The organism is Myxococcus sp. SDU36 (assembly GCF_030168875.1).
Taxonomy (GTDB): domain Bacteria; phylum Myxococcota; class Myxococcia; order Myxococcales; family Myxococcaceae; genus Myxococcus; species Myxococcus vastator.
The window spans coordinates 4,280,767-4,300,567 of sequence record NZ_CP077414.1 but is presented as its reverse complement, the minus strand read 5'-3'; the positions used below and the strand labels follow the sequence as shown (position 1 = coordinate 4,300,567).

At 70.6% G+C, this 19,801-nt stretch carries 19 protein-coding genes; 8 read left to right on the top strand and 11 right to left on the bottom strand.

Annotation, left to right across the window (positions count from 1 at the left end; translation table 11 throughout):
* Positions 1–16: 16 nt before the first annotated feature.
* A complete protein-coding gene (locus tag KGD87_RS16925) occupies positions 17–409 on the top strand; it encodes a GFA family protein (protein ID WP_284668434.1) in 393 nt (130 codons plus the stop codon).
* A 34-nt stretch (positions 410–443) separates the two neighbouring features.
* Here the strand turns inward: KGD87_RS16925 and KGD87_RS16920 are convergent, their stop codons facing one another.
* Both KGD87_RS16920 and KGD87_RS16915 read right to left on the bottom strand, forming a co-directional pair.
* On the bottom strand, positions 444–1,496 hold the full coding sequence (locus tag KGD87_RS16920; RefSeq protein WP_284668433.1) for a lipase secretion chaperone: 1,053 nt from the start codon (positions 1,494–1,496) through the stop codon (positions 444–446).
* Between the two features lie 23 nt (positions 1,497–1,519).
* Positions 1,520–2,446 carry a lipase family alpha/beta hydrolase gene (locus KGD87_RS16915; RefSeq protein WP_284668432.1) on the bottom strand — a complete coding sequence of 309 codons (927 nt, stop codon included), beginning with the start codon at positions 2,444–2,446 and terminating at the stop codon, positions 1,520–1,522.
* Between the two features lie 357 nt (positions 2,447–2,803).
* Between KGD87_RS16915 and KGD87_RS16910 the strand changes: the two genes are divergently transcribed.
* Positions 2,804–3,328, top strand: coding sequence for a hypothetical protein (locus tag KGD87_RS16910; protein WP_284668431.1), 525 nt, complete (start codon positions 2,804–2,806; stop codon positions 3,326–3,328).
* 12 nt (positions 3,329–3,340) lie between these two features.
* On the opposite strand, the gene KGD87_RS16905 is transcribed toward KGD87_RS16910, so the two are convergent.
* Positions 3,341–3,979 (bottom strand): hypothetical protein, encoded by a 639-nt coding sequence (locus tag KGD87_RS16905; RefSeq protein ID WP_284668430.1) that lies wholly within the window; start codon positions 3,977–3,979, stop codon positions 3,341–3,343.
* A 210-nt stretch (positions 3,980–4,189) separates the two neighbouring features.
* Between KGD87_RS16905 and KGD87_RS16900 the strand changes: the two genes are divergently transcribed.
* Positions 4,190–4,552: a DoxX family protein gene (locus KGD87_RS16900; protein WP_502888040.1), complete on the top strand. Its 363-nt coding sequence runs from the start codon at positions 4,190–4,192 to the stop codon at positions 4,550–4,552.
* A gap of 55 nt (positions 4,553–4,607) precedes the next feature.
* Here the strand turns inward: KGD87_RS16900 and KGD87_RS16895 are convergent, their stop codons facing one another.
* On the bottom strand, positions 4,608–5,651 hold the full coding sequence (locus tag KGD87_RS16895; RefSeq protein WP_284668428.1) for a serine hydrolase domain-containing protein: 1,044 nt from the start codon (positions 5,649–5,651) through the stop codon (positions 4,608–4,610).
* A gap of 203 nt (positions 5,652–5,854) precedes the next feature.
* Here KGD87_RS16895 and KGD87_RS16890 point away from each other — a divergent pair, with 203 nt between their 5' ends.
* On the top strand, positions 5,855–6,193 hold the full coding sequence (locus KGD87_RS16890) for a hypothetical protein (protein WP_284668427.1): 339 nt from the start codon (positions 5,855–5,857) through the stop codon (positions 6,191–6,193).
* A gap of 11 nt (positions 6,194–6,204) precedes the next feature.
* Here KGD87_RS16890 and KGD87_RS16885 read toward each other — a convergent pair whose 3' ends face one another.
* Positions 6,205–6,957: a protein kinase domain-containing protein gene (locus tag KGD87_RS16885; RefSeq protein WP_284668426.1), complete on the bottom strand. Its 753-nt coding sequence runs from the start codon at positions 6,955–6,957 to the stop codon at positions 6,205–6,207.
* 296 nt (positions 6,958–7,253) lie between these two features.
* On the opposite strand from KGD87_RS16885, the gene KGD87_RS16880 reads away from it, so the two are divergent.
* Complete coding sequence (locus KGD87_RS16880; RefSeq protein ID WP_284668425.1) at positions 7,254–8,174, top strand: RluA family pseudouridine synthase; 921 nt, start codon at positions 7,254–7,256, stop codon at positions 8,172–8,174.
* Positions 8,175–8,262: 88 nt separating this feature from the next.
* Here the strand turns inward: KGD87_RS16880 and KGD87_RS16875 are convergent, their stop codons facing one another.
* Entirely contained in the window at positions 8,263–8,625 is a 363-nt protein-coding gene (locus tag KGD87_RS16875; protein ID WP_284668424.1) for a winged helix-turn-helix transcriptional regulator, read from the bottom strand.
* An 89-nt stretch (positions 8,626–8,714) separates the two neighbouring features.
* Here KGD87_RS16875 and KGD87_RS16870 point away from each other — a divergent pair, with 89 nt between their 5' ends.
* Positions 8,715–9,035 (top strand): nuclear transport factor 2 family protein, encoded by a 321-nt coding sequence (locus KGD87_RS16870; protein WP_284668423.1) that lies wholly within the window; start codon positions 8,715–8,717, stop codon positions 9,033–9,035.
* Complete coding sequence (locus tag KGD87_RS16865; RefSeq protein WP_284668422.1) at positions 9,032–9,811, top strand: SDR family oxidoreductase; 780 nt, start codon at positions 9,032–9,034, stop codon at positions 9,809–9,811. Before KGD87_RS16870 ends, KGD87_RS16865 begins: the two co-directional genes overlap by 4 nt.
* Before the next feature lie 52 nt (positions 9,812–9,863).
* Here KGD87_RS16865 and KGD87_RS16860 read toward each other — a convergent pair whose 3' ends face one another.
* The 5 genes from KGD87_RS16860 to KGD87_RS16840 form a co-directional block, all read right to left on the bottom strand.
* On the bottom strand, positions 9,864–11,291 hold the full coding sequence (locus tag KGD87_RS16860; protein ID WP_284668421.1) for a hypothetical protein: 1,428 nt from the start codon (positions 11,289–11,291) through the stop codon (positions 9,864–9,866).
* 62 nt (positions 11,292–11,353) lie between these two features.
* A complete protein-coding gene (locus tag KGD87_RS16855) occupies positions 11,354–12,364 on the bottom strand; it encodes a ChaN family lipoprotein (RefSeq protein ID WP_284668420.1) in 1,011 nt (336 codons plus the stop codon).
* Between the two features lie 114 nt (positions 12,365–12,478).
* Positions 12,479–12,979, bottom strand: a complete 501-nt coding sequence (locus tag KGD87_RS16850) for a hypothetical protein (RefSeq protein ID WP_284668419.1) — start codon at positions 12,977–12,979, stop codon at positions 12,479–12,481.
* A gap of 144 nt (positions 12,980–13,123) precedes the next feature.
* A complete protein-coding gene (locus KGD87_RS16845; RefSeq protein WP_284668418.1) occupies positions 13,124–13,744 on the bottom strand; it encodes a hypothetical protein in 621 nt (206 codons plus the stop codon).
* A 70-nt stretch (positions 13,745–13,814) separates the two neighbouring features.
* A complete protein-coding gene (locus tag KGD87_RS16840) occupies positions 13,815–15,821 on the bottom strand; it encodes a YgiQ family radical SAM protein (RefSeq protein WP_284668647.1) in 2,007 nt (668 codons plus the stop codon).
* Between the two features lie 334 nt (positions 15,822–16,155).
* Here KGD87_RS16840 and KGD87_RS16835 point away from each other — a divergent pair, with 334 nt between their 5' ends.
* Complete coding sequence (locus KGD87_RS16835; protein WP_284668417.1) at positions 16,156–19,800, top strand: AAA family ATPase; 3,645 nt, start codon at positions 16,156–16,158, stop codon at positions 19,798–19,800.
* Position 19,801 lies beyond the last annotated feature (1 nt).

Below are 19,801 nucleotides of genomic sequence, written 5' to 3'. Positions count from 1 at the left end.
GTTGTAGAACGTGCGCATGAACACGGGTGGCTGCTTTTGCGGAGCGGTACGGTACGAGGTGAGCGCGCCGCTGACTGCGGTTGCGTACTGCCATTGCTCGAAGTGCCGCAAGTGGCACGGGCATGTCGGGGCCTACGCGGCCGTGGACCGGGAGGGCTTCCGGCTCACGGAGGCGCGCGGGCTCAAGTGGCACAGCGTCTCGCCCACGGTGCGCCGCGGCTTCTGCGTCGAGTGCGGCTCGAGTGTGCTGTTCGATGAGGCTCCGGAGCCGAAGATATCGATGTGCGCCGGCTCGCTCGACGCACCCACCGGCATCCGCGAGAAAGTGCACGTCTACACGGGCAGCAAGGGGGACTACTACGAGATTGCCGACGGCCTCCTGAAGTACGACACCTTCCCTGGGAAATGAGCACCGGCTCGCTCACGCCCCGGCGCTGTGAGGCTCAGGGAGCTCCGGACGCCGCGTCGATGGCGTCCAGGGCCTCCACCCGCAGGCGCTCCTCCGGGGTGAAGGAGTCGAACAGCAGCCGCTGCACGGCGGCCTGGCGCGCGGCGGGGTTCGGCTCCGACTGGCCCAGGGCTTCTCTCCGGGCCCGGAACTCCGCCAGCCGCCGCTCCCACTCGGCCTCCTCGCGGTCCATGGCCTCCAGCCGCTCGGTGGCCTCCGGGCCCACGGTGGCCAGCCGGTGCTGGCGCAGGTCCTCGGCCGTCGCTCCGGACTCCACCAACTCCCGCTCCACCGTCTGCTGCTGCAAGGCGCGCAGCGCCTCGTCGCGGCTGGCGCGGTAGTCCGCGGGGAGCTGCTCGTCCAGCGCGGAGATGCGGCGCTCGCGCTCCTCGGGCGTCAGCGTGGTGTCCTGCTGGAGCTTCATCCGCTCCACCGACACCGCGTCCACCCGCTCCTCGTCACCGAAGAGGCCGTCCGCCCAGGCGCCCAGGTGCTCGCGGCGCAGCTCGCGCAGGGACTCCAGCCTCGCGCTCAGGTCCAGCTCCGCGCCGTGTTGGTTCGCCGCGAACGTGCGCGCCGCGTCGCGATACGCCAGGTAGTCATCCAGCAGTCGCACGGCCTCGTCCATCGCCGCGGCTGGCAGGTTCTTCGCTCGCAGCGAGGCGAGGATGCGCTCGCGGATGACGGGCAGCGCCTCCTCGCCCATCGCGGACAGGTAGTAGTCGAACAGGCGGCGCAGGTCCGGCGAAACCACCAGGTGGCCCGTTGCATCCACCTGCACCGAGCCGTCCTCCTCCGTGTCCTGGAGCGAGCCCGGCATGGGGGGCAGGGCGGTGGCAGGGGACGCGGCCGCTGCGGGCGTCGCGGTGGGCGCCGCGCGTCGCGGCGCCGGCACGCCCACGCGCGGCGGGGAGGCCGTCGGCGGCGCGACAGCGGTGACAGCGGGCCCGGGCGGCATCGGCGTCGCCCGGGCCTTCCACCATGAGAACACGCCCGCACCCAGCAGGGCGCACAGCGCGGCTACGGGAATGACGGCGCGGCTCTTCATGGCGTTCCTTCGCGCGCGGCCGTTTAGAGGCCGAGCCCCTTCAGGCGGTTGGCGTGGTTGCGGAACACCGTCTTCGGGTTGGTGAAGAAGGCGGTGAGGCCCAGCACCTGGTTCACCTCGTCCAGGTGGTTCATGTCGTAGTTGTCACGCAGCACCGTGCCGAAGTGCGAGCTGCACCTGCCGACCAGTCCGTCGTTCGCCTCGCTGTAGAAGAACGAGCTCAGCTTCATCGGGTAGTCGGACACGTCGAACAGGTTGGTGAAGGGGTCCGTGCCGGACCAGGAGTAGTAGCGCTGGCCCTGCGTGCCCGTCGCGGCGCCCTGGCCACAGCTGCTGGAGGGGATGCCCGCCGGGTACTTCTGGTTGAACGCCGCCGTGCCGGACTTGCTCAGCGCCGCCAGCGCGCCAATGGCGTCCTGCGGATTCGTCTTGCCCGACAGCAGCCCCAGGACGGTGCCCAGGTTGTTGGCGAAGTAGGCCAGCACGCTCTCCGTGAAGGAGCCGCCCCGGAGGTTGCCGCGCAGGTAGTCCGCCAGGTCCGCCCCCTTGTGCGGCGAGCCCACCGTCGTCACGGACGCCACCAGGTCCGGGCGCACCGCCGCCACGTAGCGCACGTCCATGCCGCCGTGGCTGTGGCCAATGAGGTTGACCTTGCCCTTGCCCGAGCGCGCGACGATGTCCTTCACCTGCGCCAGCAGCGCCTCGCCGCGCTGCTCCGTGGTGTTGAACTGCGGAACGCTCGTCACGTACACCGTCGCCCCGCCCGCGCGCAGGTCGGAGCCAATGCCGTAGAAGTAGTCGTAGACGCCAAACAGCGAATCGAAGCCCGCCATGCCGTGCGCCAGCACGATGGGATAGCGGGTCTTCGTTTGCGTGTTCGCGAGCGCGGGTTGCGCCCACAAGCCGAGTGCCGCGACAGCCAGAACCAGTGTCCGGACAGCGTTTCGCATGAGGAGGGGCTCCTGTTCGGGGGACGGGCCCACTGCAGATTGACCCGCGAATCAACGCGTAGGCCAATCACAGACCAAGATCAAGGCGCCTCCTGCATTATCAGCAAAACGAGCGAGGTCGGTTGTCACATACCTCTGCTGTATTGCGTCAAATGTTCACGACGCGGTGCATTGATTTGCGTCGTGGTCCTCTATGTTGCAGTGCGTTGGCGGCCGCTGCGGGGTGAAGACCTGAGTCACTGTGTCACGGGTGACTCATTGCCTGGAGGCGGCCGGGGGACCCAAGGGCCGCCTCGCTTGCGGATGGCGCGCGCCGCTCCCACCCTGAGCGGGTATCCGGCCCGCGAGGAGGACGACATGGCCACCCGGAAGCGCTCACGCACCCCTGCCGCGAAGACGGCCCGCACGTCGTCGCGTGGCCGTATCACCCCCCGAAAGACGGGGACGGCCTCCCGGTCCACCGCTCGGAAGGCGGCTTCCCCGGGCCGGTACACGGAGCCGGCGCTGCGCGAGCGCATCAAGGCGCGCATCCTCCGAGGCAGCAAGGGGGGCGAGGCGGGGGAGTGGAGCGCACGCAAGGCGCAGCTCGTGGCGGCCGAATACAAGAAGGCCGGTGGGGGCTACCGGGGCGGCCGTGGCGGAACGCAGAAGTCACTCACGTCCTGGACGCAGGAGGAATGGCAGACGCAGGAAGGTGACGCCCGCGCGCGCAAGGGGGGCACCACGTCCCGCTACCTGCCCAAGCAAGCCTGGGCGCAGCTGAGCCCCGCACAGAAGCGCGCGACGGAGCGCAAGAAGCGCGAGGGGACCCGGCGTGGCAAGCAGTTCGTGCGCAACACGGCGGCGGCGCGGACCGCACGCAAGAAGACGACCCGGCGCTGACGTTCGAAGGGCTTACGCCTCGGGGGACGGGGAGGGGTTGCCCGTGGTCGGGAGGAAGCCCGCTTCGTAGTCCGCGAGCAGCTCCGGGAAGACAATGCACTTCTGCGTCTCGGGATACACGCCGGTGGAGTAGCGGATGGCGGCATAGCCGAAGATTTCCGTGAACAGCGCCAGCTTCGCCTCCGCGGGTGCCCGGCGGACGTGGTCATGGAAGGCGAGCACTTCTCCTTCCAGCGAGAAGGGCCGCACGTACATGGCATGCGGAATCACGTCATGAACGATGCGGAAGACGCAGTTCTCTTCCGGCGTCCACAAGGGATGCTCGCAGTGCTCGGTGTTGATTTCGAGCTGCCCGCGGTTCAGGTCCGCGACGATGTCCTCCGGGCCTGAGTAGACGGTGCGCGTCGAATAGCGAATGGACAGACAGGGCCGGACGGCTTCGTAGACGTCGAAGGCATGGGCCCGCAGCGCGCGCCAGGAGGCGCTGCATTCCTCATCGAGGTGCCGGGCGTCGGCCGCATAGGCATCCGTCACCCGGGTGGCGAACGCCAGCAGGGCGGTGGGCTGGAATGCGCGTGGCGCTGGGTCCGCATAGGCGGTGAGTGGAAAGCGTGAGTCAATGCGCCTGCGCAATTCGTTCAGCACCGTCATGGAACGACCCCCAGTGATGGCCATTGGAGCGCGCGGCCCGCCGCTCCGTCAACTCCACGCGCTATTCCTTGTGGAGAAGAGTGGGGGGCCGTTAGAACGGCGAGGCTTCCAGGTCCCACTTCCACCCAGGACGTCTCTCTCATGTCGAGCCCTTCCTCCGCCGCCGTCTCCCCGGCCTCCACGCAGGCCGCTCCCGCCGCCAAGGGCTGGATGCTCTGGCTGGGACGCATCTTCACCGGACTCGTCGTCGCCATGCTGACCTTCAGCGCGTCGATGAAGCTGGGCCAGTCACCCGAAGCCATCCAGGGATTCGAGAAGTCTGGCTACCCTGGCGCGGTGTTGCTGGCCATTGGCATCACCGAGCTCCTCTGCATGCTGCTCTACGCGGTGCCGCGGACGGCCGTGTTGGGCGCCATCCTCGTCACGGGCTACCTCGGCGGCGCCACCGCGACGCACGTGCGTCTGTCCGAGCCGTTCATCGCCCCCGTCCTCGTGGGCGTTTTCGCCTGGGCGGGACTCTTCCTGCGGGACGCGCATCTCCGGGCCCTGCTGCCCCTGCGCCGCCTGCCCTGAGCCCGCGCGCCCCGGTTCCTCTCCCGCGGAGCCGGACAGCGCCTCCCTGGCGCGCTCATCCGGGGAGGAGACGGGAGAGCAGCTCGAGCCCTGGGGCTTGCAGGGGGATGCGCCCGCGGAGCGCGGAGAAGAAGGACCAGCCCTGGTTCGCCAGGAGCACCACGCCCGCGTCCGCCCCTGCGGCGAAGCCGATGAAGCCGGTGTAGCCCCGGATGACGGAGGCGCGCCACACCACGGGCTGCCCACGCACCTGCGCGACGCTCCACCCGAGCCCCACCTTCCCAGGGGTCGCCTCCGCGCGCGGCACCTGTGTCAATTGCAGGGCACGCACGACGCCCGCGTCGCCCCGTCCGAGGTTCGCGTCGAGGAAGCGGAGCAGGTCGGGCGCGGTGGAGTAGGCGGCGCCCGCTCCCGGCAGTGCGGGGAAGGTCCATGGGGGGACCGGTTGGCCTCGCGCGGTGTGGCCGGGCGTCAGGCGCGGCGCCTGTTCCTCCGACAGGCGCAGCGTGGTGTCGGCCATGCCCAGGGGCTTGAAGAGCAGGTCCCTCAACGCGTGTCCGTAGTTGAGCCCCGCGCGCCGGGAGAGGGCATGGCCCAGCACGCCCATGCCCAGGATGGAGGGCGCATGGCGGCGCGGCGGCGGCCACTGCGGCTGATACGTCCTGAGGAACTCTCCGAAGAGCCTCGCATCGTAGTGGCCGAAGGGGTCGTCCATCGTCTGGGCGCCCTGCTCCAGGTTGGGCGGCAGGTGGGGCATTCCCGAGGTGTGGGTCGCCAACTGCTCCAGGGTGATGCTGCCCGCGGTGGCATCCGCGAGCAGCGACCGGGGAATCACCTCGGACAGGGGCATGTCGAGCCGCGCCTTGCCCTGGTCCACGAGCAACGCGAGGAGGGCTCCCGTGAAGACCGGGGTCAGCTCGCCCAGCCCGAAGAGGGCGCTGTCGGAGGGCGGCGCGCCCTTGCCTCGCAGCGCCTCGACGTGATGCACGCCGCCCAGGGTGATGCCGGCGCAGAGGGATGCCGTGCGATATCCGCGCACGTAGGCGCGGGTGGCATCCTTGAGCAACTCACCGGGGGACGGCTTCGGCACGGAACGCATGGCGGGCCTTCTACACCATGTGTCCGGAGCGGCCAGGGAGGGCCGGCGCCGGAGCGTCCGCGCCTGGGTGTCACACGCCTGCACGGGAATTGACGGAATGTCATTCGTCCGCCGTGCTGGCGCGGACCAAGTGCGCGGAATCTCGGGAATGAAGCGGTGGAACGGCATGTGTAATGGCCTCCTGGCAACAGGAGGTCCACGCCATGACCGTTTGCCGTCCGCCCGTCTCCCCTGGGTTTTCCGCCACGCGTCACTTCGTCGAGCGCAGCTCGCTTCGGCAGCTTCGTGACGCGGTGCTCGACTTCATCCTGGAGTTTGGCATCCGGACCCGGGCGACGGGCATGACGCACGTCACGGTGCTGGAGCGGGAGCTGCCTCGGGCCTGGCGGAGCCTGGAGGTGGCTCGGCAGGCGCGTGGGTGGATTGTCCTGCTCAACGACGAGGAGCGCCTCATCACCTGCTACCGGCGCGGCGACGCGAACCGCTTCATCCGCCGCAAGCCCAAGCACCGCATGTCCAGCGACCAGCTCCAGGGCCTCTGAGCGGGAGGCGCTCACGCCGCGCGCAGCAGCAGGAACATCACCAGCGCCAGCAACGCCGCGATGCCCACGGCCAGGAGGCCCAGCGGCGCGCGCTGGGTCAGCAGCCGCCGCGCGGAGCTGGCGCTGTCGGGCCGGTCCTGGATGGCTTCCGCGAGCAGGCTCTTCAGCAGCCGGCGCAGGTGCCGTGGCACGCCGTGGGGGAGCGGCTGCGTCCCGGGCAGACCTCCCGTGAGGGCCTCGTGCAGGACGTGTCCCAGCGCATGCAGGTCCGACTGCGGGACGGCGCGGCCCCACTGGCGTTGTTCGGGGGCCTGGTAGGCGTGGGCACCTGGGGGCACGAGCGACAGGCCGAAGTTCGTCAACATCGCCCCGTCCTTCGCGAGCAGGATGTTCTGGGGCCGCACGTCTCCGTGGACGAGCCCCACATCGTGCGCGGCGCCGAGCGCATCGAGCAGTCGCAGCGCCAGTCGCTCCACCTCTTGGCAGGGCAGGGCGTTCAGCCGGTTCAGCCGCGTCTCCAAGTCCGGCGCCATCACGGGCTCCAGGGCGTACCAGCAGTGGCCGCGCTCCTCGCCCACCGCCAGGACGCGGACGATGCCCGGGTGGCGGAGGCCCCGCAGGGTCTCCGCCTCACGGTGGAAGCGCGCCCGCGCCTCCGGGGCCGCTGTCACCGCGGAAGCCAGCACCTTCACCCTGCACGGGCCCACATGGCCTTCCGCGGTGTACAGCCAGCCCGTGTCGTCGGGGCCCAGACGGGCGTTCAACTGGAAGCCGCCCAGGGATTCACCCGTGAGGTCCGGCTCCGGCGGAGGGCTTCGCGTCTGCGCGCCTCGCGTGAGGTCCGCACCGCAGGCGGCGCAGGTGTATCGCGGGCCCGCCTCGGCTCCTGGATGGGGCGTATGACATGACGGGCAGGGCGGATTCACGGGAGCGCACCGGGTCGATTCTCCGCCATCTTCCGGGCCGTCCCCGCTGTCCGCAAGACATGCGCCCGTGCGGCGTGGTGGGGACTCCACCCAAGGCCGTTGACTCGTCCCCCGGGTTGAGGGACGGGGAGCGCATGGCACAGCAGAAGGTCCAGGTTCCTCGTGAGGCCGCTGGCGAGCGGCTCGACCGCTTCCTGTCGAAGCAGGTCCCAGGCCTCAACCTGGAGCGGGCCCGCGCCCTGATTGATTCGGGCGCGGTCCGCATCCGGGGCAAGCAGTGCCAGCCCACGCGCAAGCTGTGGGGCGGAGAGGAGATTGAGCTCGACAGGCCGGAGCCTCGCGCCGCGCCGGTGGCCTCCGCCGAAGGGCCGCTGCTGCCGGTGCTTCATGACGACGCGGCCCTGGTCATCGTGAACAAGCCTCCGGGCATCGTGGTGGAGCCGGAAGGGCGCGCGGCCTCCGTGGTGGGACTGCTCGCCGCGCAGCGGCCGCCCTTCGACGTGGAGGGCCTGGCCTGGCCTGGGGTGGTGCACCGCCTGGACCGGGAGACGAGTGGCTGCCTGGCCTTCGCGCGCACGGATGAAGCCGCCGCGGCGCTCCTTCGCTCCTTCCAGGAGAAGCGCGTGGACAAGCGCTACTGGACGCTGGTGATGGGCCAGCCGCCGTCGCGGGGACGTCTGGAGGGGTCCTATGCCAGAGACCCGGCGGACCCTCGGCGCTTCACCACCCGCGTGCCCTCCGCGCGCCGGGCCGCGCTCTCCTTCGAGGTCCGCGAGCGCTTCGCGGATGCCGCGCTGCTGGAAGTCGAGTTGGACACGGGCCGCACGCACCAGATTCGCGTGCAGCTCTCCGAGGCCGGCTTTCCCGTGCTGGCGGATTCGCTCTACGGTCCGCCGGAGGCGCGCGCGCACGCCGCGGCGCGGGCGCTGGGGCGGCAGGCGCTGCATGCCTTCACCTTGGAGCTGCCCAGCCCCGATACTGGCCAGCCCGTCCGCGTCGAGGCGCCATTGCCCGAGGACTTCCTGCGAGCGCTGGCGACGTTGCGCGGCGGGTGACCTGAACGACGGGGCGTGATTCCCGAGCGGCCTGGAGGGCAGGAAGGCGCTGGGCGGGCGCCCTTTCAGCCGGCTCGCGCAGTGCCGCCTATTCCTTCGGTGACTGCCCTTTACGCTTCAGCGTGGGCCGTCTTTCTGCCCAGGTCAGCAATTCGTCGAGGGCTGGACAGAGAGACTGGCCCCAGTCGGTCAGGTGGTACTCGACCTTCGGTGGTACCTGGGCGTGCACGATGCGCGTGACGATGCCGTCTTGCTCCAACTGCCGGAGCTGCTGGATGAGCATCTTCTGCGAGATGGCGGGGATGGCGCGCTCAAGGTCGGAGAAACGCAGCTTCTTCCCGCCAAAGAGGTGGAAGAGGATGACCAGCTTCCAGCGGCCTTCGAGCATCTGGATGGCGCCCTCGATGCCGCTGGCCGCCGTCACGGGCGTGTGCTGGTCATGCTTACCCAAAGGTATGTACCCCACTTTTTCGTGCGTTCTTGTGAAATAGATACCGCGCTTTTACTGATATGGCCATGCCAACGAATCACGCTGCTTCTTTGAACCTGCTCGCGCCCATCGCGAGCTTCTTCGCGAGCGAGACCACCGACCCGCGGGCCGTCGCCCGGTATTTCGCCGACGACGCCATCGTCCTGGACGAGGGACACGCGCATCGCGGTCGCGCCGCCATTGCCGCGTGGAACGTCGCTGTGGTGGCCAAGTACGCTTTCTCCACCGAGCCACTGTCCGCGGAGACTGCCGGAGCGCGCACGACAGTGACCGCGAAGGTGAGCGGCAACTTCCCTGGCAGCCCGGCGCAGCTTCGGTTCGCGTTCACCGTCGCTGGCCACCTCATCACGCGCTTGGAGATTGGTTCATGAGCTTCGACCTCGAATTGAAGGGTCGACGGGCGCTCGTCACGGGCGGGACCAAAGGCGTCGGGGCGGCTGTCGTCACGGCGCTGGTCGAGGCGGGCGTCCGCGTCGTCGCCACGGCGCGCACGGTGCCGAGCGACACGCAGGACGTCCACTATGTCGCGGCTGACGTGACGACGGCGACGGGCTGCGCAGAGGTCGCCCGGCAGTCCATTGCGCACCTCGGGGGCATCGACATCCTCGTGCATGTGCTGGGAGGCTCCTCCGCCCCGGGCGGCGGCTTCGCCGTCCTCACGGACGACGAATGGCAGAAAGAGCTGAACCTGAACCTCATGCCCGCCGTGCGGCTCGACCGCGCGCTGTTGCCGACGATGCTCGCGCAGGGCTCCGGCGTCATCGTGCACGTCACCTCGATTCAGCATGAGCTGCCGCTGCCCGAATCCACGACGGCGTACGCGGCGGCGAAGGCGGCGCTCTCCACGTACAGCAAGGCGCTGTCGAAAGAGGTGACGCCTCAAGGCGTGCGCGTGGTGCGCGTCTCGCCAGGTTGGGTCGAGACAGAGGCCGCCGTGCACCTCGTCGAGCGCCTGGCGAAGCAGGCGGCCACCGACTACGAGGGCGGCAAGCAGATCGTCATGAAGTCGCTGGGTGGCATCCCTGTCGGGCGTCCGGCGAAGCCTCGCGAGGTGGCCGACCTCATCGCCTTCGTCGCCTCACCACGCGCGGGCTCGGTGACGGGGACGGAGTTCGTCATCGATGGCGGGACGGTCCCCACGGCATGAGGCTCGGGGTGAGCGCCGCGCTGCGTAGCGTCTTGGTCCTTCCAACGCAGGTCTAGAAGCGCACCTGGAGCAGCAGGTTGCCGCCCACGATGTCCTGCGAATCCCAGACGACCACGGCTACGCCCGTGTCGTCATTCGCGTAGGTGGTCTGGTTCGGGTCGCGTGTGTAGAAGAGCTCGGCCAGGACACCCGCGACCTCGCCCAGGTCCCACCGCGCGGTGGCCTTCGCGGTGAGGATGGGGCTCCGCTCTTCGCCCTCCGGCAGATAGGAATACAAGGTGGTGCCCCGAACGATGAGGGGGTTGCTGCGCTGCCACATCGGCTGCGGCACCAGCGACTTCAGTGTGGCCGGGGCGGTGACGCGGACGAGGAAGCCGGGCGTGAGCCCCCAGTCTTGGAGGAAGTAGTCCGCCCCCACCGTCGCGGACAGCTCGGCCAGGGACTCCATCTGTTCGTACAGTGTGCTCTCCAGCGGAAAGCCTGGGTTCGCGAGTACCATGAACGAGGGCGTCCTGTAGTACGCGAGCGCGTGAAGCCGGAGCCGGTCCCACTTGAGCCGAGTCACCAGCGCCGCGGCGTGCGCTGCCTGCTTTCGCATGGCCCCCCACTCGGTCGAATCACTGTCGAAGAGCTGCTGGGAGACGTAGCTGCCTTCCAGGGCGACGTGGGCTCCAAAGCCACCGGGATAGACGTCGGGGGCGAAGAAGCGCTCGAAGAAGGTCGGGTCTCCCTCGTAGAGCGCCAGGTCGACGTTCGCTCCGACGGGGACGCCATGGCGCCACATCACTCGCCCGGACACGCCGCGCGTGTAGATGTCGCCCTCCCCACCGCTGATGTAGGGCCGGCTCCCGGGGCCCAGGTCGAGGTTCGCGGCCCCCGCTTCCACCCGCAAGGACGGGGAGAGGTTCACCCCGGCACCCACCAGGAGCATGAGGCGCCGCTCCAACTCCTGGGTCACGCCGTTCTGCAGGCTGGGGATTTTTGCGGCGATGAAAGCATCCCATCTCCGCCGCGACAGGCGCAGCTCCAGGGCGGGTTCGCCGTCATTTCCCGTGCGCGTCATGGACGAGATGCGCGCCCAGGCCACCGGGTTCTCATGACCCATGTACAGCCGGGTGGCGCTCACCGGGAACACCGTCAACGCCAGGCGCTCATCGGGTGCCCAGGAGGAAGGCCGGTACCGGAGGCCGAAGAAGCTGGCGTTGTCCTGAAGAATGGCGCCGGAGACGGCGACCGGATTGATGAACAACGACAGCCCTGCTTCGGCGCGCAGGCCGGACGCCAGCTCCGCCGTGCGCGCGTCCAGCGCGACGTGGAACCGCGTGGTGGCATCAGGGGCGCCGAAGTCGGTGTCTCCCGCGAGGAAGGACAGGCGCGTCTGGAGGAAGGACGCTGCTGGCGCAGCGGGCTCGGTGGAGACGGACTCCGGGCTCTGTCCCAGAGCGATGATGAGCGAGGCGGCGAGGAGCGAGGACGTCATAGGCGCGCCGACATAGCCCAATCGCTGACATGTTGGCCATGTCACGCCATGCGCCCCGGGCGTTATTTCTTGGGGCGCTTGAGGAGCGCCGCGCACGGGTCCTCCATGGGCACCGCCGGGGTGAACCAGACATAGTCGAAGGGCAAGGATTGCGCGCCGAAGGAGGCCGCGTAGTCCTCCGGCTCGGGCAGCTTCGGGTCGACCTCCAGCAGTCCCACGGAGCGCACCTCCAGGCCAGGCGCACGGGCCGCGAGCTGCGCGGGGACGCCCCGGTCTGTCCGGGCATGGCCATTGCCGGTGATGAGCACGCCGCCCTGGTCCGTCGCCGCGCTCGACAGCCGGTCCGCCAGGTGCGCGTCCCGTGCGCGCTGGGCCTGCACCATGGGACCCAGCATCTCCTTGGGCAGGTGGCCACAGTGGGCCTCGTCCTGCTCCTGCCGCATCGCCTGCTCCACGGCCTCCGGCAGCGGCGTGTCCAGGGACAGGCGCTGGCGCAGCTCGAGGGCCAGCGCGTCCGGACCGCGCATCACCAAATCACGCACCTGCGCGCGCGGCAGGTTGGCGGCGACGATGGGGAGCTCCGCCTCCAGTCCGGCCGCGAAGATGGGCCGGTACAGGCTCCAGTCCGGCCAGCCACTGCCCGCCCAGTCGACGGCGAGCGCGAGCGCCTCCGCGTCGCGCGGAGCCTGCGCCAGCGCTGCGTCCACCGCTGCCTGCTGCCCCACATCCAGCATCTCGAAGGCCAGCGCGGGCTTTCGGCCTCCCGTGGCCAGCGCCTGGACGAGCCACGCCTGGAGCTGGTGGTGGTCGGGCTGGTCATGGCGCTCGCCCAGCACCACGAAGCGGGCCTGGGTGAGGGCGCCGCGCAGCGCCTCCGCGTCCACGAAGCGCGCGGCCTTCACGTCCCAGATGCGGCCGGTGAGCGGGTGCTCACGGTGCAGCGAAGACGTCCACCCGCCGGGCAAGGGGGGCTGGGGACCCGGGGGCTCCACCGCAGATTCGGGGCGCGTGGCGCTGGCGTGGGAACAGGCGGCGGCGAACAGCAGGACGGAGACAGTGAGGAGCGTGCGCATCACGCACACGATTCATCCACACCGTGGGTGCTGGTGGCCACCGGGAACGCGAGGCGGGCCGGGCCCGCGCGCGCCAGTGTCAGGTGACGGGCGCGCGGGCTCGGGGACTCCGGACTACTTCGAGTCCACCACGACGACCATCCACCGGTCCGTGGCGTGGTCGATGCGGATGTTGGCGGCGCCGGCCTCCTGGAGCTGCTGGATGATGCCCTCCAGGAACGTGAGGTGCTCCTTGGGCGCGTCCACGAAGATGTTCTTCGGGCCGCTGCCCTTCGCCTTGGGCTTCTTGGCCGGGGAGGCGGGCGCGCCGTTGAGGGCATCCGGGGACGCGGCGGCCTTCAACCGGGACGCGGCGTCATCCGCCGTGGCCTCGGTCTCCTCGGACTCGGGCTCGGACTCCACTTCCGGGGCGGGCGCGGGGACGGGGGCGGCCGACGCGACTTCGTCCTCGGCCTGCTCGCGGAGCTGGTTGAACGTCTTCATGTTGATGGTGCCGCCAAACTTCTCCTTGAAGGACTCCAGCGCTTCCTTGCTGCTGATGTCCGGCTGCTGGCGGAAGAGGTCGAGCAGAAACGCGTGGCGCTCCTGGGTCTGCTCCTGGGTCGTCCTAGCCATCGTCTTCGTGCTCCTGGATGTGTCGCGATGTTGCGAAAGGCGGCGCACCCTATCCGGAAGCCGTATAGCGCCGCAAAGGGGGGCCGTGGCCTCTCTTCGTGGGCAGGACTCGCGTGCCGAGCCACACGCGCTGGACGTGTGTCCTCAGTGCCGGGACGGCGGCGGCGCGCTGTGGTCGCAGTGCAGCAGCGACGGCGGGTCGAAGCAACTGAAGCGCTGGTTGTCGAGCCGGCACACGCCGTCCGGCGTGTTGGCGCACTGGACCTCGGTGCGCGTGGCCTTGCAGTCATAGCCGCAGGCCAGGTCCTCGGAGGCGTTGAGGCAGCGGGGCGCGGGCGTCTGGGCGCCGTACTGGTGGATGACGGCGTCCGGCGGATCCCAACAGGTCAGCGTGTTGAAGTTCGTGGAGCACACGCCATACGGCGTCCGGTTGCAGGCCACCTCGCCGTTGAACTGGCGGCAGTTGTAGCCGCAGGCCACCTGGCCCCGGCTCTCCTTGCACTCCGGCTTCGCGCTCGCGGTGGGCGGGTGCTGGATGGCGACCCGGGGCGGGTCCCAACAATGGACGCCCCCCACCAGGATTTCACAGATGCCATAGGGCGTCCGGGCGCAGGCCGCCTGCGTCGCGGTGCGCTTGCACTGGTAGCCGCACACGGAGCGTCCCTGGGAGAACACGCACTGCGGAGGCGGGGGGCGAACCACGGGCTGTTCCGGGGCCGGCACGGGAGCCGTGGCGAGCCACAACGCGGAGAGGAGGCTGAGCATGGTGGGAGCCCGACGAAAAGGGCGGCGGTTTATTCAAACCGCGCGTTCGGGCTCCCGTGTCCCAGAGCGCTCAGCGGGCGCGAGGCCCACCGGGACGGCGCCGCGCGGTTCCATTCGGGCCGGGACGGGGCGCGGCCTCGCGACGCGGCGTGGAGGCACCTGCGTTGGTGTCGCGCTCGGTGCGCTGCCGTCGCGCGGCCTCCCCGGGCGACTCCGGCGGGACGAGCGCGTGGGGCCCGCGGCCGATGAGGTCCTCGCGGCCGGCCAGCGTCAGCGCCTCGCGGGCCAGCGGCCACTGCTCCGGGTTCCAGTAGAGCAGCAGCGCCTTCTGGAGCCGCTTCTCGCGCAGGCCCTGGGCCGTGTAGACGGGCTCCATCTTCAGCGGGTCCAGGCCCGTGAAGTACATGGCGGTGGCCATGGCCATGGGGGTGGGGATGAAGTCCTGCACCTGCCGGGGCCGCTTCCCGTTCTGCTTCAGCCACAGCGCCAGCTCCACCATGTCCTCCAGCGTGGAGCCCGGGTGGCCGCTGATGAAGTACGGGATGTCGTACTGCTCCTTGCCGGCCTCTTCGCTGGCGCAGGCGAACATCTGCTGGAAGCGCTCGAAGCTCTCGATGCCGGGCTTCTTCATCTTCTCCAGCACGCGCGGGGAGACGTGCTCCGGCGCCACGGAGAGCTGCCCACCCACGTGGTGCGCGGCCAGCTCCTTCACGTACTCCGGCGAGCGCTCCGCCAGGTCGTACCGCACGCCGCTGGCGATGAAGACGTGCTTGACGCCGTCCTCCTTGCGCACGTCCTGCATCAAGCTGATGAGCGGGCCGTGGTCCGTCTGGAGGTTCTCACACACGCCCGGGTGGACGCAGGACAGCTTGCGGCACCGCTTCTCGATGTCCTCGCTCTTGCACTTGAGCTTGTACATGTTGGCGGTGGGGCCCCCCAGGTCGGTGATGGTGCCCCGGAAGTCGCCCATGCGGCGCAGGGCGCGGACCTCGCGCAGCACGCTCTCCGCGGAGCGGCTCTGGATGACGCGGCCCTCGTGCTCGGTGATGGAGCAGAAGGTGCAGCCGCCGAAGCACCCGCGCATGAGCACGATGGAGTGCTTCACCGTCTCGTAGGCGGGGATGCGCTCCTGGTACATCGGGTGCGGCACGCGGTTGAAGGGCAAGTCGTACAGCTCGTCCATGGCCACGGACTTGCCTTCGGCGCCCGCGGTGCCCACGCCGTCCTCCAGCGGGAGCGCGGGCGGGTTCATGTAGATGGCGCGGTTGCCGTGGCGCTGCGCCAGCGCGCGCGCGTTGCCCGGGTTGGTCTCCATCTGGAAGTCGCGGCTCATCACCGCGAAGGCGCGCTTGTCCTCGATGACCTGCTCGTAGGACGGCAGCACCACCGTCTTGCGGTCCACGGCGCGCCTGGCCGGGTCCGCCTCCAGGGCGCGCATCTCCTCGTCGTTGATGGTGTACGCGGTGCCGCGCACGTCGCGGATGTCCTGGATGCGCTCACCCTGGCGCATGCGGTCCGCGACTTCCATGATGGGGCGCTCGCCCATGCCGAAGACGAGCAGGTCCGCCTTGGCGTCGAAGAGGATGGAGCGGCGCACCTTCTCGCTCCAGTAGTCGAAGTGGGCGATGCGGCGGAGGCTGGCCTCGATGCCACCCAGGATGATGGGGACGTCGGGGTAGGCCTCACGGCAGCGCTGCGCGTACACGATGGTGGCGCGGTCCGGCCGGCAGTTCGTCTGCCCGCCGGGGCTGTACTGGTCCTCCGAGCGGTTCTTCTTCTGGGCCGTCAGCCGGTTGAGCATCGAGTCCAGGTTGCCCGCGGCCACGCCGAAGAACATGCGCGGCGGCCCCAGCGCCTTGAAGGGCTCGGCCGAGTGCCAGTCCGGCTGGGGGAGGAGGCCCACCTTGAAGCCACGGCCCTCCAGGAAGCGCGCGATGAGCACCGGCCCGAAGGCCGGGTGGTCCACGTACGCGTCTCCCGTCACGATGATGATGTCGCACTGCTCCCAGCCGCGCGCCTGCAGGTCGGCGCGGGTGGTGGGCAGGAAGGGATGGGCGTAGCGCGTCGAATAGGCCATGTCGGTGAGGGGGCGGGGGGCTTCCACCCACAACATCGGGAGGACGCGGAAGCAAGCCCGGCTGGAGAGGGTGTACACCGGGGCGGCCTGCCTTCCTACCCACCACGCATGCACCCTGGGTGTGGCGCATTGACGGCGATCCAAGCCTCCCCTACCTTGGCCGGCCTCTTACATGTGGCGACCTGTTCGGGTGGGCAGGTCATGAAGTGTAGGCTTCGCGAGTGTTCGTCATGGCAGCCGCAGCGTCTTCTCCAGCCCTGCCGGAGGTAACGGCCCCGCGTGGCACCGGTGGCCCAGGGCCGGTGCGCGGCGAGGCGTGGAGGCCGCGCGTCCGATGATGCGGGCGACTCCGGCGGGACGTGCGGGCGAGGCGGCGGAGCCCGGGGATGAAGGCTCGCAGGCGCCTGCGTCCATGGGTGAGCTGCACGTCGAATACGACGATGCGCCGCCGCCCGAAGCCGCTCCGCCCCGGCGGGCAGGCGCCGTGCCGCGCTGGCGCAACGCGTTCCAGGCACCCGAGCCGCCTCGGGAAGAGGACGTGGCGCTGCGGCGCACCGAGAACGCCGTGCCTGTGGAGCCACCCCAGGCCCCCGCGCCCACCGAGGAGAAGGCGGACGTGGCCCGGGCGCCGAACCCGCTGCTGCTCGTCTCGCGGATGGCGCGAGGACGGGAAGGCGGGGAGGACGTTCCTTCCCGCGATGTCTCCGCGCCAGAGGACGTCAGCCCCACCGAGCGCGAGGCGATGCGCGCCGCGGTGGCCAGCGGGAAGCGCCGCGAGCTCTGGGCTCCGCCCGCGTATCTGCCGGAGGACCTGCGGGAGGCGCTGCTGTCCGAGCGCAGCCAGTACCGCGCGCAGCTGCTGCAGGACGTGCGCGAGGTCAGCCTCCAGGGGCCAGGGGTGCTGTCGCTCATCCCGCGTCCGGCGGCGGACCCGGACTGGTCGGGAGGCTCGGTGCTCGGCTTCCTGGGAGAGGAGTGCGTCTTCGGCGGAGACGTGGTCCACCTGGACTTCGAATCCGGGCGGGTGTTCGCCGCGCCCAGCCACGGGGATGACGTGGACCGCCGCGCGCTGTCCGCGGACCGCTGGTGCTACCGGCCCTATGACTTCGCCGAGGCCCTGTGCGCGGCGGCCTCCGCCTACGAGGAGCGGCAGGAGGCCCTCACCGAGTCCCTGAGCCGCGCCTGCGGGGAGGCGCCTCCCGTTGCCCTGACGCCTCGGGACGAGGCCCTGATTCCGGCCGACCGGCTGTGGCGCCAGCCCTGGGGCTGCATCTGGGGCCCTCCCGGTACGGGCAAGACGACGGCCGTGGCGGACCTCATCGCGCGGGCGCTGCGCGCCTTCCCTGGCGAGCGCATCCTCGCGGTGGCGCCCACCAACCGCGCCGCGGACGAGTTGGTCCTCCGCGTCAGCGCGCTGCTGGAGCGCGAGCCCATCCCGCTGCGGCCCCTGGCGCGCAGCATCTTCCGGGGAGGCACCGGCGCGAGCGAGGCGCTGGTGAAGCTGCCCACCGTCACGCTGGAGGACACCAAGGGCGGCAAGCTGCGCGCCAGCATCGAGGAGCGGGAGCGGGAGCTCATCCTCCAGCGGGTGCGCGGCGGCCCCGCCCATGAGCTGGCCAGGCTCCAGGCGGAGCTGCGCGGGCTGCGCGGCAAGGTGAAGGACCCCACGCTCAAGGAAGTGGAGAAGGGGGACTGCCCGCTGGTGGTGGTCACCGTGCACCGCGCGTTGCGTCTGGTGTCGGAGCTGGAGGGGAAGCGGCACTTCGCGCGGCTGGTGGTGGACGAGGCCGGCATGGTGACGCGCGCGGCCACCGCGTTGATGGGGCCGTTGGCGGAGCGGGTGACGCTGGCGGGTGACCCGAAGCAGATTGGCCCGGTGAGCCGCGCCGCGGAGGGCGCGGGCAAGGGCACGCAGAAGTGGCTCCGCGGCAGCGGGCTGTCGCACCTGGAAGACGCGGTGAAGGACGCGGCGCGCGCGGACGTGTTGCTGCTGCGCACCCAGCACCGCATGCACCCTGACATCGCGAAGGTGGTGAGCCACTTCTGCTACGGCGGCGCGCTGGAGGATGGCGACGTCGTCAAGCAGCGCGCGGAGCGGCCCGCGCCGGTGGCCTCGTTCCCTTCGGTGCGCGCGGGCTGGGTGGTGCTGGACGGGCTCACGCGAGATTCAAAGCGCCTCACGCACGGACGCGGGGAGACGGGCTCCGGCTACCAGCGCGAGCTGTCCGCCAACCTCGCCGTGTCCCTGGCGCGCGAGGCGGTGCGCTCGGGCCTCAGCGTCCTGTGTGTCACGCCCTACCGCGCGCAGGCCGCGCTGCTGCGCCGGCTGGGCAACGCCGCGGGGCTGCGCGGGGACGTCTTCAGCGCGTCCACCATCCACCGCCAGCAGGGCACCCAGTACGACGTGGTGCTGGTGGACACCGTCGCCGGGGGCAGGCCCTTTCCGCCCCACACGCTGGTGCCCATGCTCAACGTGGCCGCCAGCCGCGCGAAGGACTACCTGCTGGTGCTGGCCTCCCGCGACGAGGCCCGCGCCGCCACCATTCCCCAGCGCTTCCTGGCGCTGCTGCCGCGCCTGCGCGTGCACCCCGGTGAGCCGCTGCGCCTGGAGCCGCTGCCCGTGCCGCAGCGCGCGCCGCCGCCGCCACCCCCGCCGGTGCCGGTGGACCTGGGCGCGGAAATCTCAGGCGCGCGGCCCGGCCAGCCCCTCTTCACGCACGAACAGGTGTCCCTCTTCGAGCGCCGCTTCGATGACGGGCACCACCTGGTGCGCGGCGTGGCCGGCAGCGGCAAGACGTACGTGCTGGCGCACTGGGTGGCGCGCTACCTGCTGGAGCACGCCGAGGCGCAGGTGCTGGTGTCCTTCTTCAACCGGGCGCTGGCCCCGCTGGTGGACAAGTTGTTGGTGGAGGCGCTGGCCCAGCGCGCGGGCCGCCTGCGGGTGCGCGAGCTGCGCGCGCGGGTGACGGTGCGGCACGTGGGCGCGCTGCGCCGTCATGCCCCCGCCTCCTTCGACGGCGTCTTCGTGGACGAGGCGCAGGACATGGACGCCAAGGCGCTGGCCATGCTCCACACGCTGGTGCGACCGGACACGCTGCCGGACGGGCGCGAGGTGCGCTGCTTCCAGCTCTTCATGGACGACTCGCAGAACGTCTATGGCCAGGTGCCCATCGACGCGCTCAAGGAGCAGCTCCCCGAAGGGCTGTCGTTCCGTGGCCGCACTCGCGTCCTCAAGGAGACGTTCCGCGCCACCCGCGACATCCTCGACGTGGCCTTCAACGTGGTGCTGGACCCGCTGCGCCAGCACCACGCCGCCGAGCCTGGCATGCGCGAATACATGAAGGTGGGTGAGCTGGCGCGCGAGGGGCTCGTCTGGCTTCCGGAGGAGACGCTGGAGGGCCTCTTCCGCGTGCAGTCCACCGAGCGCGGCGGCGTGCTGCCCCAGGTGCGCGGCTTCGCCTCCAGCGCCAGTGAGGCGCGGCAGGTGGCCCGGGAGGTGGCCCGCCTCATCCGCGAGGAGGGCGTCCACCCCAGCGACATCCTCGTGGTGGCCCCCGTCATGCCGTCCCAGTACACGGAGGCGCTCAAGCGCGCGGGCGTGCCCGCGGAGGCCTATGGCGGCAAGGGCGGGCGCAACGTGACGGACTTCCGCGTCAGCGGCGTGGACCACGTACGCGCCACCACGGTGTTCTCCTGCAAGGGGCACGAATGCCCCATTGTCTTCTTCGCGGGCCTGGACGCGCTGGACACCGCGGAGCAGTGGATGGCCGGTGCCCGCGAGCGCTCGGCCCGGGAGAACGAGCGCATCCGCCGCGCCATGTTCTACGTGGGGGCGACGCGCGCGATGAAGCGGCAGTACCTCACCGGGGTGAAGGGCGCGCGCTTCCTCCGCGTGGCCGCCACCTACGTGGAGACGCTGGGGGGGCTCACGCCGGTCGCGCCGCCTCCCGAGGGCGCCTCGGGGGCGGACGCGCGGTAGG

What these genes read in the sequence shown, in the direction of transcription:
- KGD87_RS16905 (WP_284668430.1), bottom strand. Translation starts at nt 3,979, where the DNA reads ATGACGGTGCTGAACGAATTGCGCAGGCGCATTGACTCACGCTTTCCA.
- KGD87_RS16850 (WP_284668419.1), bottom strand. Translation starts at nt 12,979, where the DNA reads ATGGCTAGGACGACCCAGGAGCAGACCCAGGAGCGCCACGCGTTTCTG.
- KGD87_RS16920 (WP_284668433.1), bottom strand. Translation starts at nt 1,496, where the DNA reads ATGAAGAGCCGCGCCGTCATTCCCGTAGCCGCGCTGTGCGCCCTGCTG.
- KGD87_RS16880 (WP_284668425.1), top strand. Translation starts at nt 7,254, where the DNA reads ATGGCACAGCAGAAGGTCCAGGTTCCTCGTGAGGCCGCTGGCGAGCGG.
- KGD87_RS16855 (WP_284668420.1), bottom strand. Translation starts at nt 12,364, where the DNA reads ATGCGCACGCTCCTCACTGTCTCCGTCCTGCTGTTCGCCGCCGCCTGT.
- KGD87_RS16925 (WP_284668434.1), top strand. Translation starts at nt 17, where the DNA reads ATGAACACGGGTGGCTGCTTTTGCGGAGCGGTACGGTACGAGGTGAGC.
- KGD87_RS16860 (WP_284668421.1), bottom strand. Translation starts at nt 11,291, where the DNA reads ATGACGTCCTCGCTCCTCGCCGCCTCGCTCATCATCGCTCTGGGACAG.
- KGD87_RS16840 (WP_284668647.1), bottom strand. Translation starts at nt 15,821, where the DNA reads ATGGCCTATTCGACGCGCTACGCCCATCCCTTCCTGCCCACCACCCGC.
- KGD87_RS16895 (WP_284668428.1), bottom strand. Translation starts at nt 5,651, where the DNA reads ATGCGTTCCGTGCCGAAGCCGTCCCCCGGTGAGTTGCTCAAGGATGCC.
- KGD87_RS16865 (WP_284668422.1), top strand. Translation starts at nt 9,032, where the DNA reads ATGAGCTTCGACCTCGAATTGAAGGGTCGACGGGCGCTCGTCACGGGC.
- KGD87_RS16910 (WP_284668431.1), top strand. Translation starts at nt 2,804, where the DNA reads ATGGCCACCCGGAAGCGCTCACGCACCCCTGCCGCGAAGACGGCCCGC.
- KGD87_RS16915 (WP_284668432.1), bottom strand. Translation starts at nt 2,446, where the DNA reads ATGCGAAACGCTGTCCGGACACTGGTTCTGGCTGTCGCGGCACTCGGC.
- KGD87_RS16890 (WP_284668427.1), top strand. Translation starts at nt 5,855, where the DNA reads ATGACCGTTTGCCGTCCGCCCGTCTCCCCTGGGTTTTCCGCCACGCGT.
- KGD87_RS16845 (WP_284668418.1), bottom strand. Translation starts at nt 13,744, where the DNA reads ATGCTCAGCCTCCTCTCCGCGTTGTGGCTCGCCACGGCTCCCGTGCCG.
- KGD87_RS16900 (WP_502888040.1), top strand. Translation starts at nt 4,190, where the DNA reads ATGCTCTGGCTGGGACGCATCTTCACCGGACTCGTCGTCGCCATGCTG.
- KGD87_RS16835 (WP_284668417.1), top strand. Translation starts at nt 16,156, where the DNA reads ATGATGCGGGCGACTCCGGCGGGACGTGCGGGCGAGGCGGCGGAGCCC.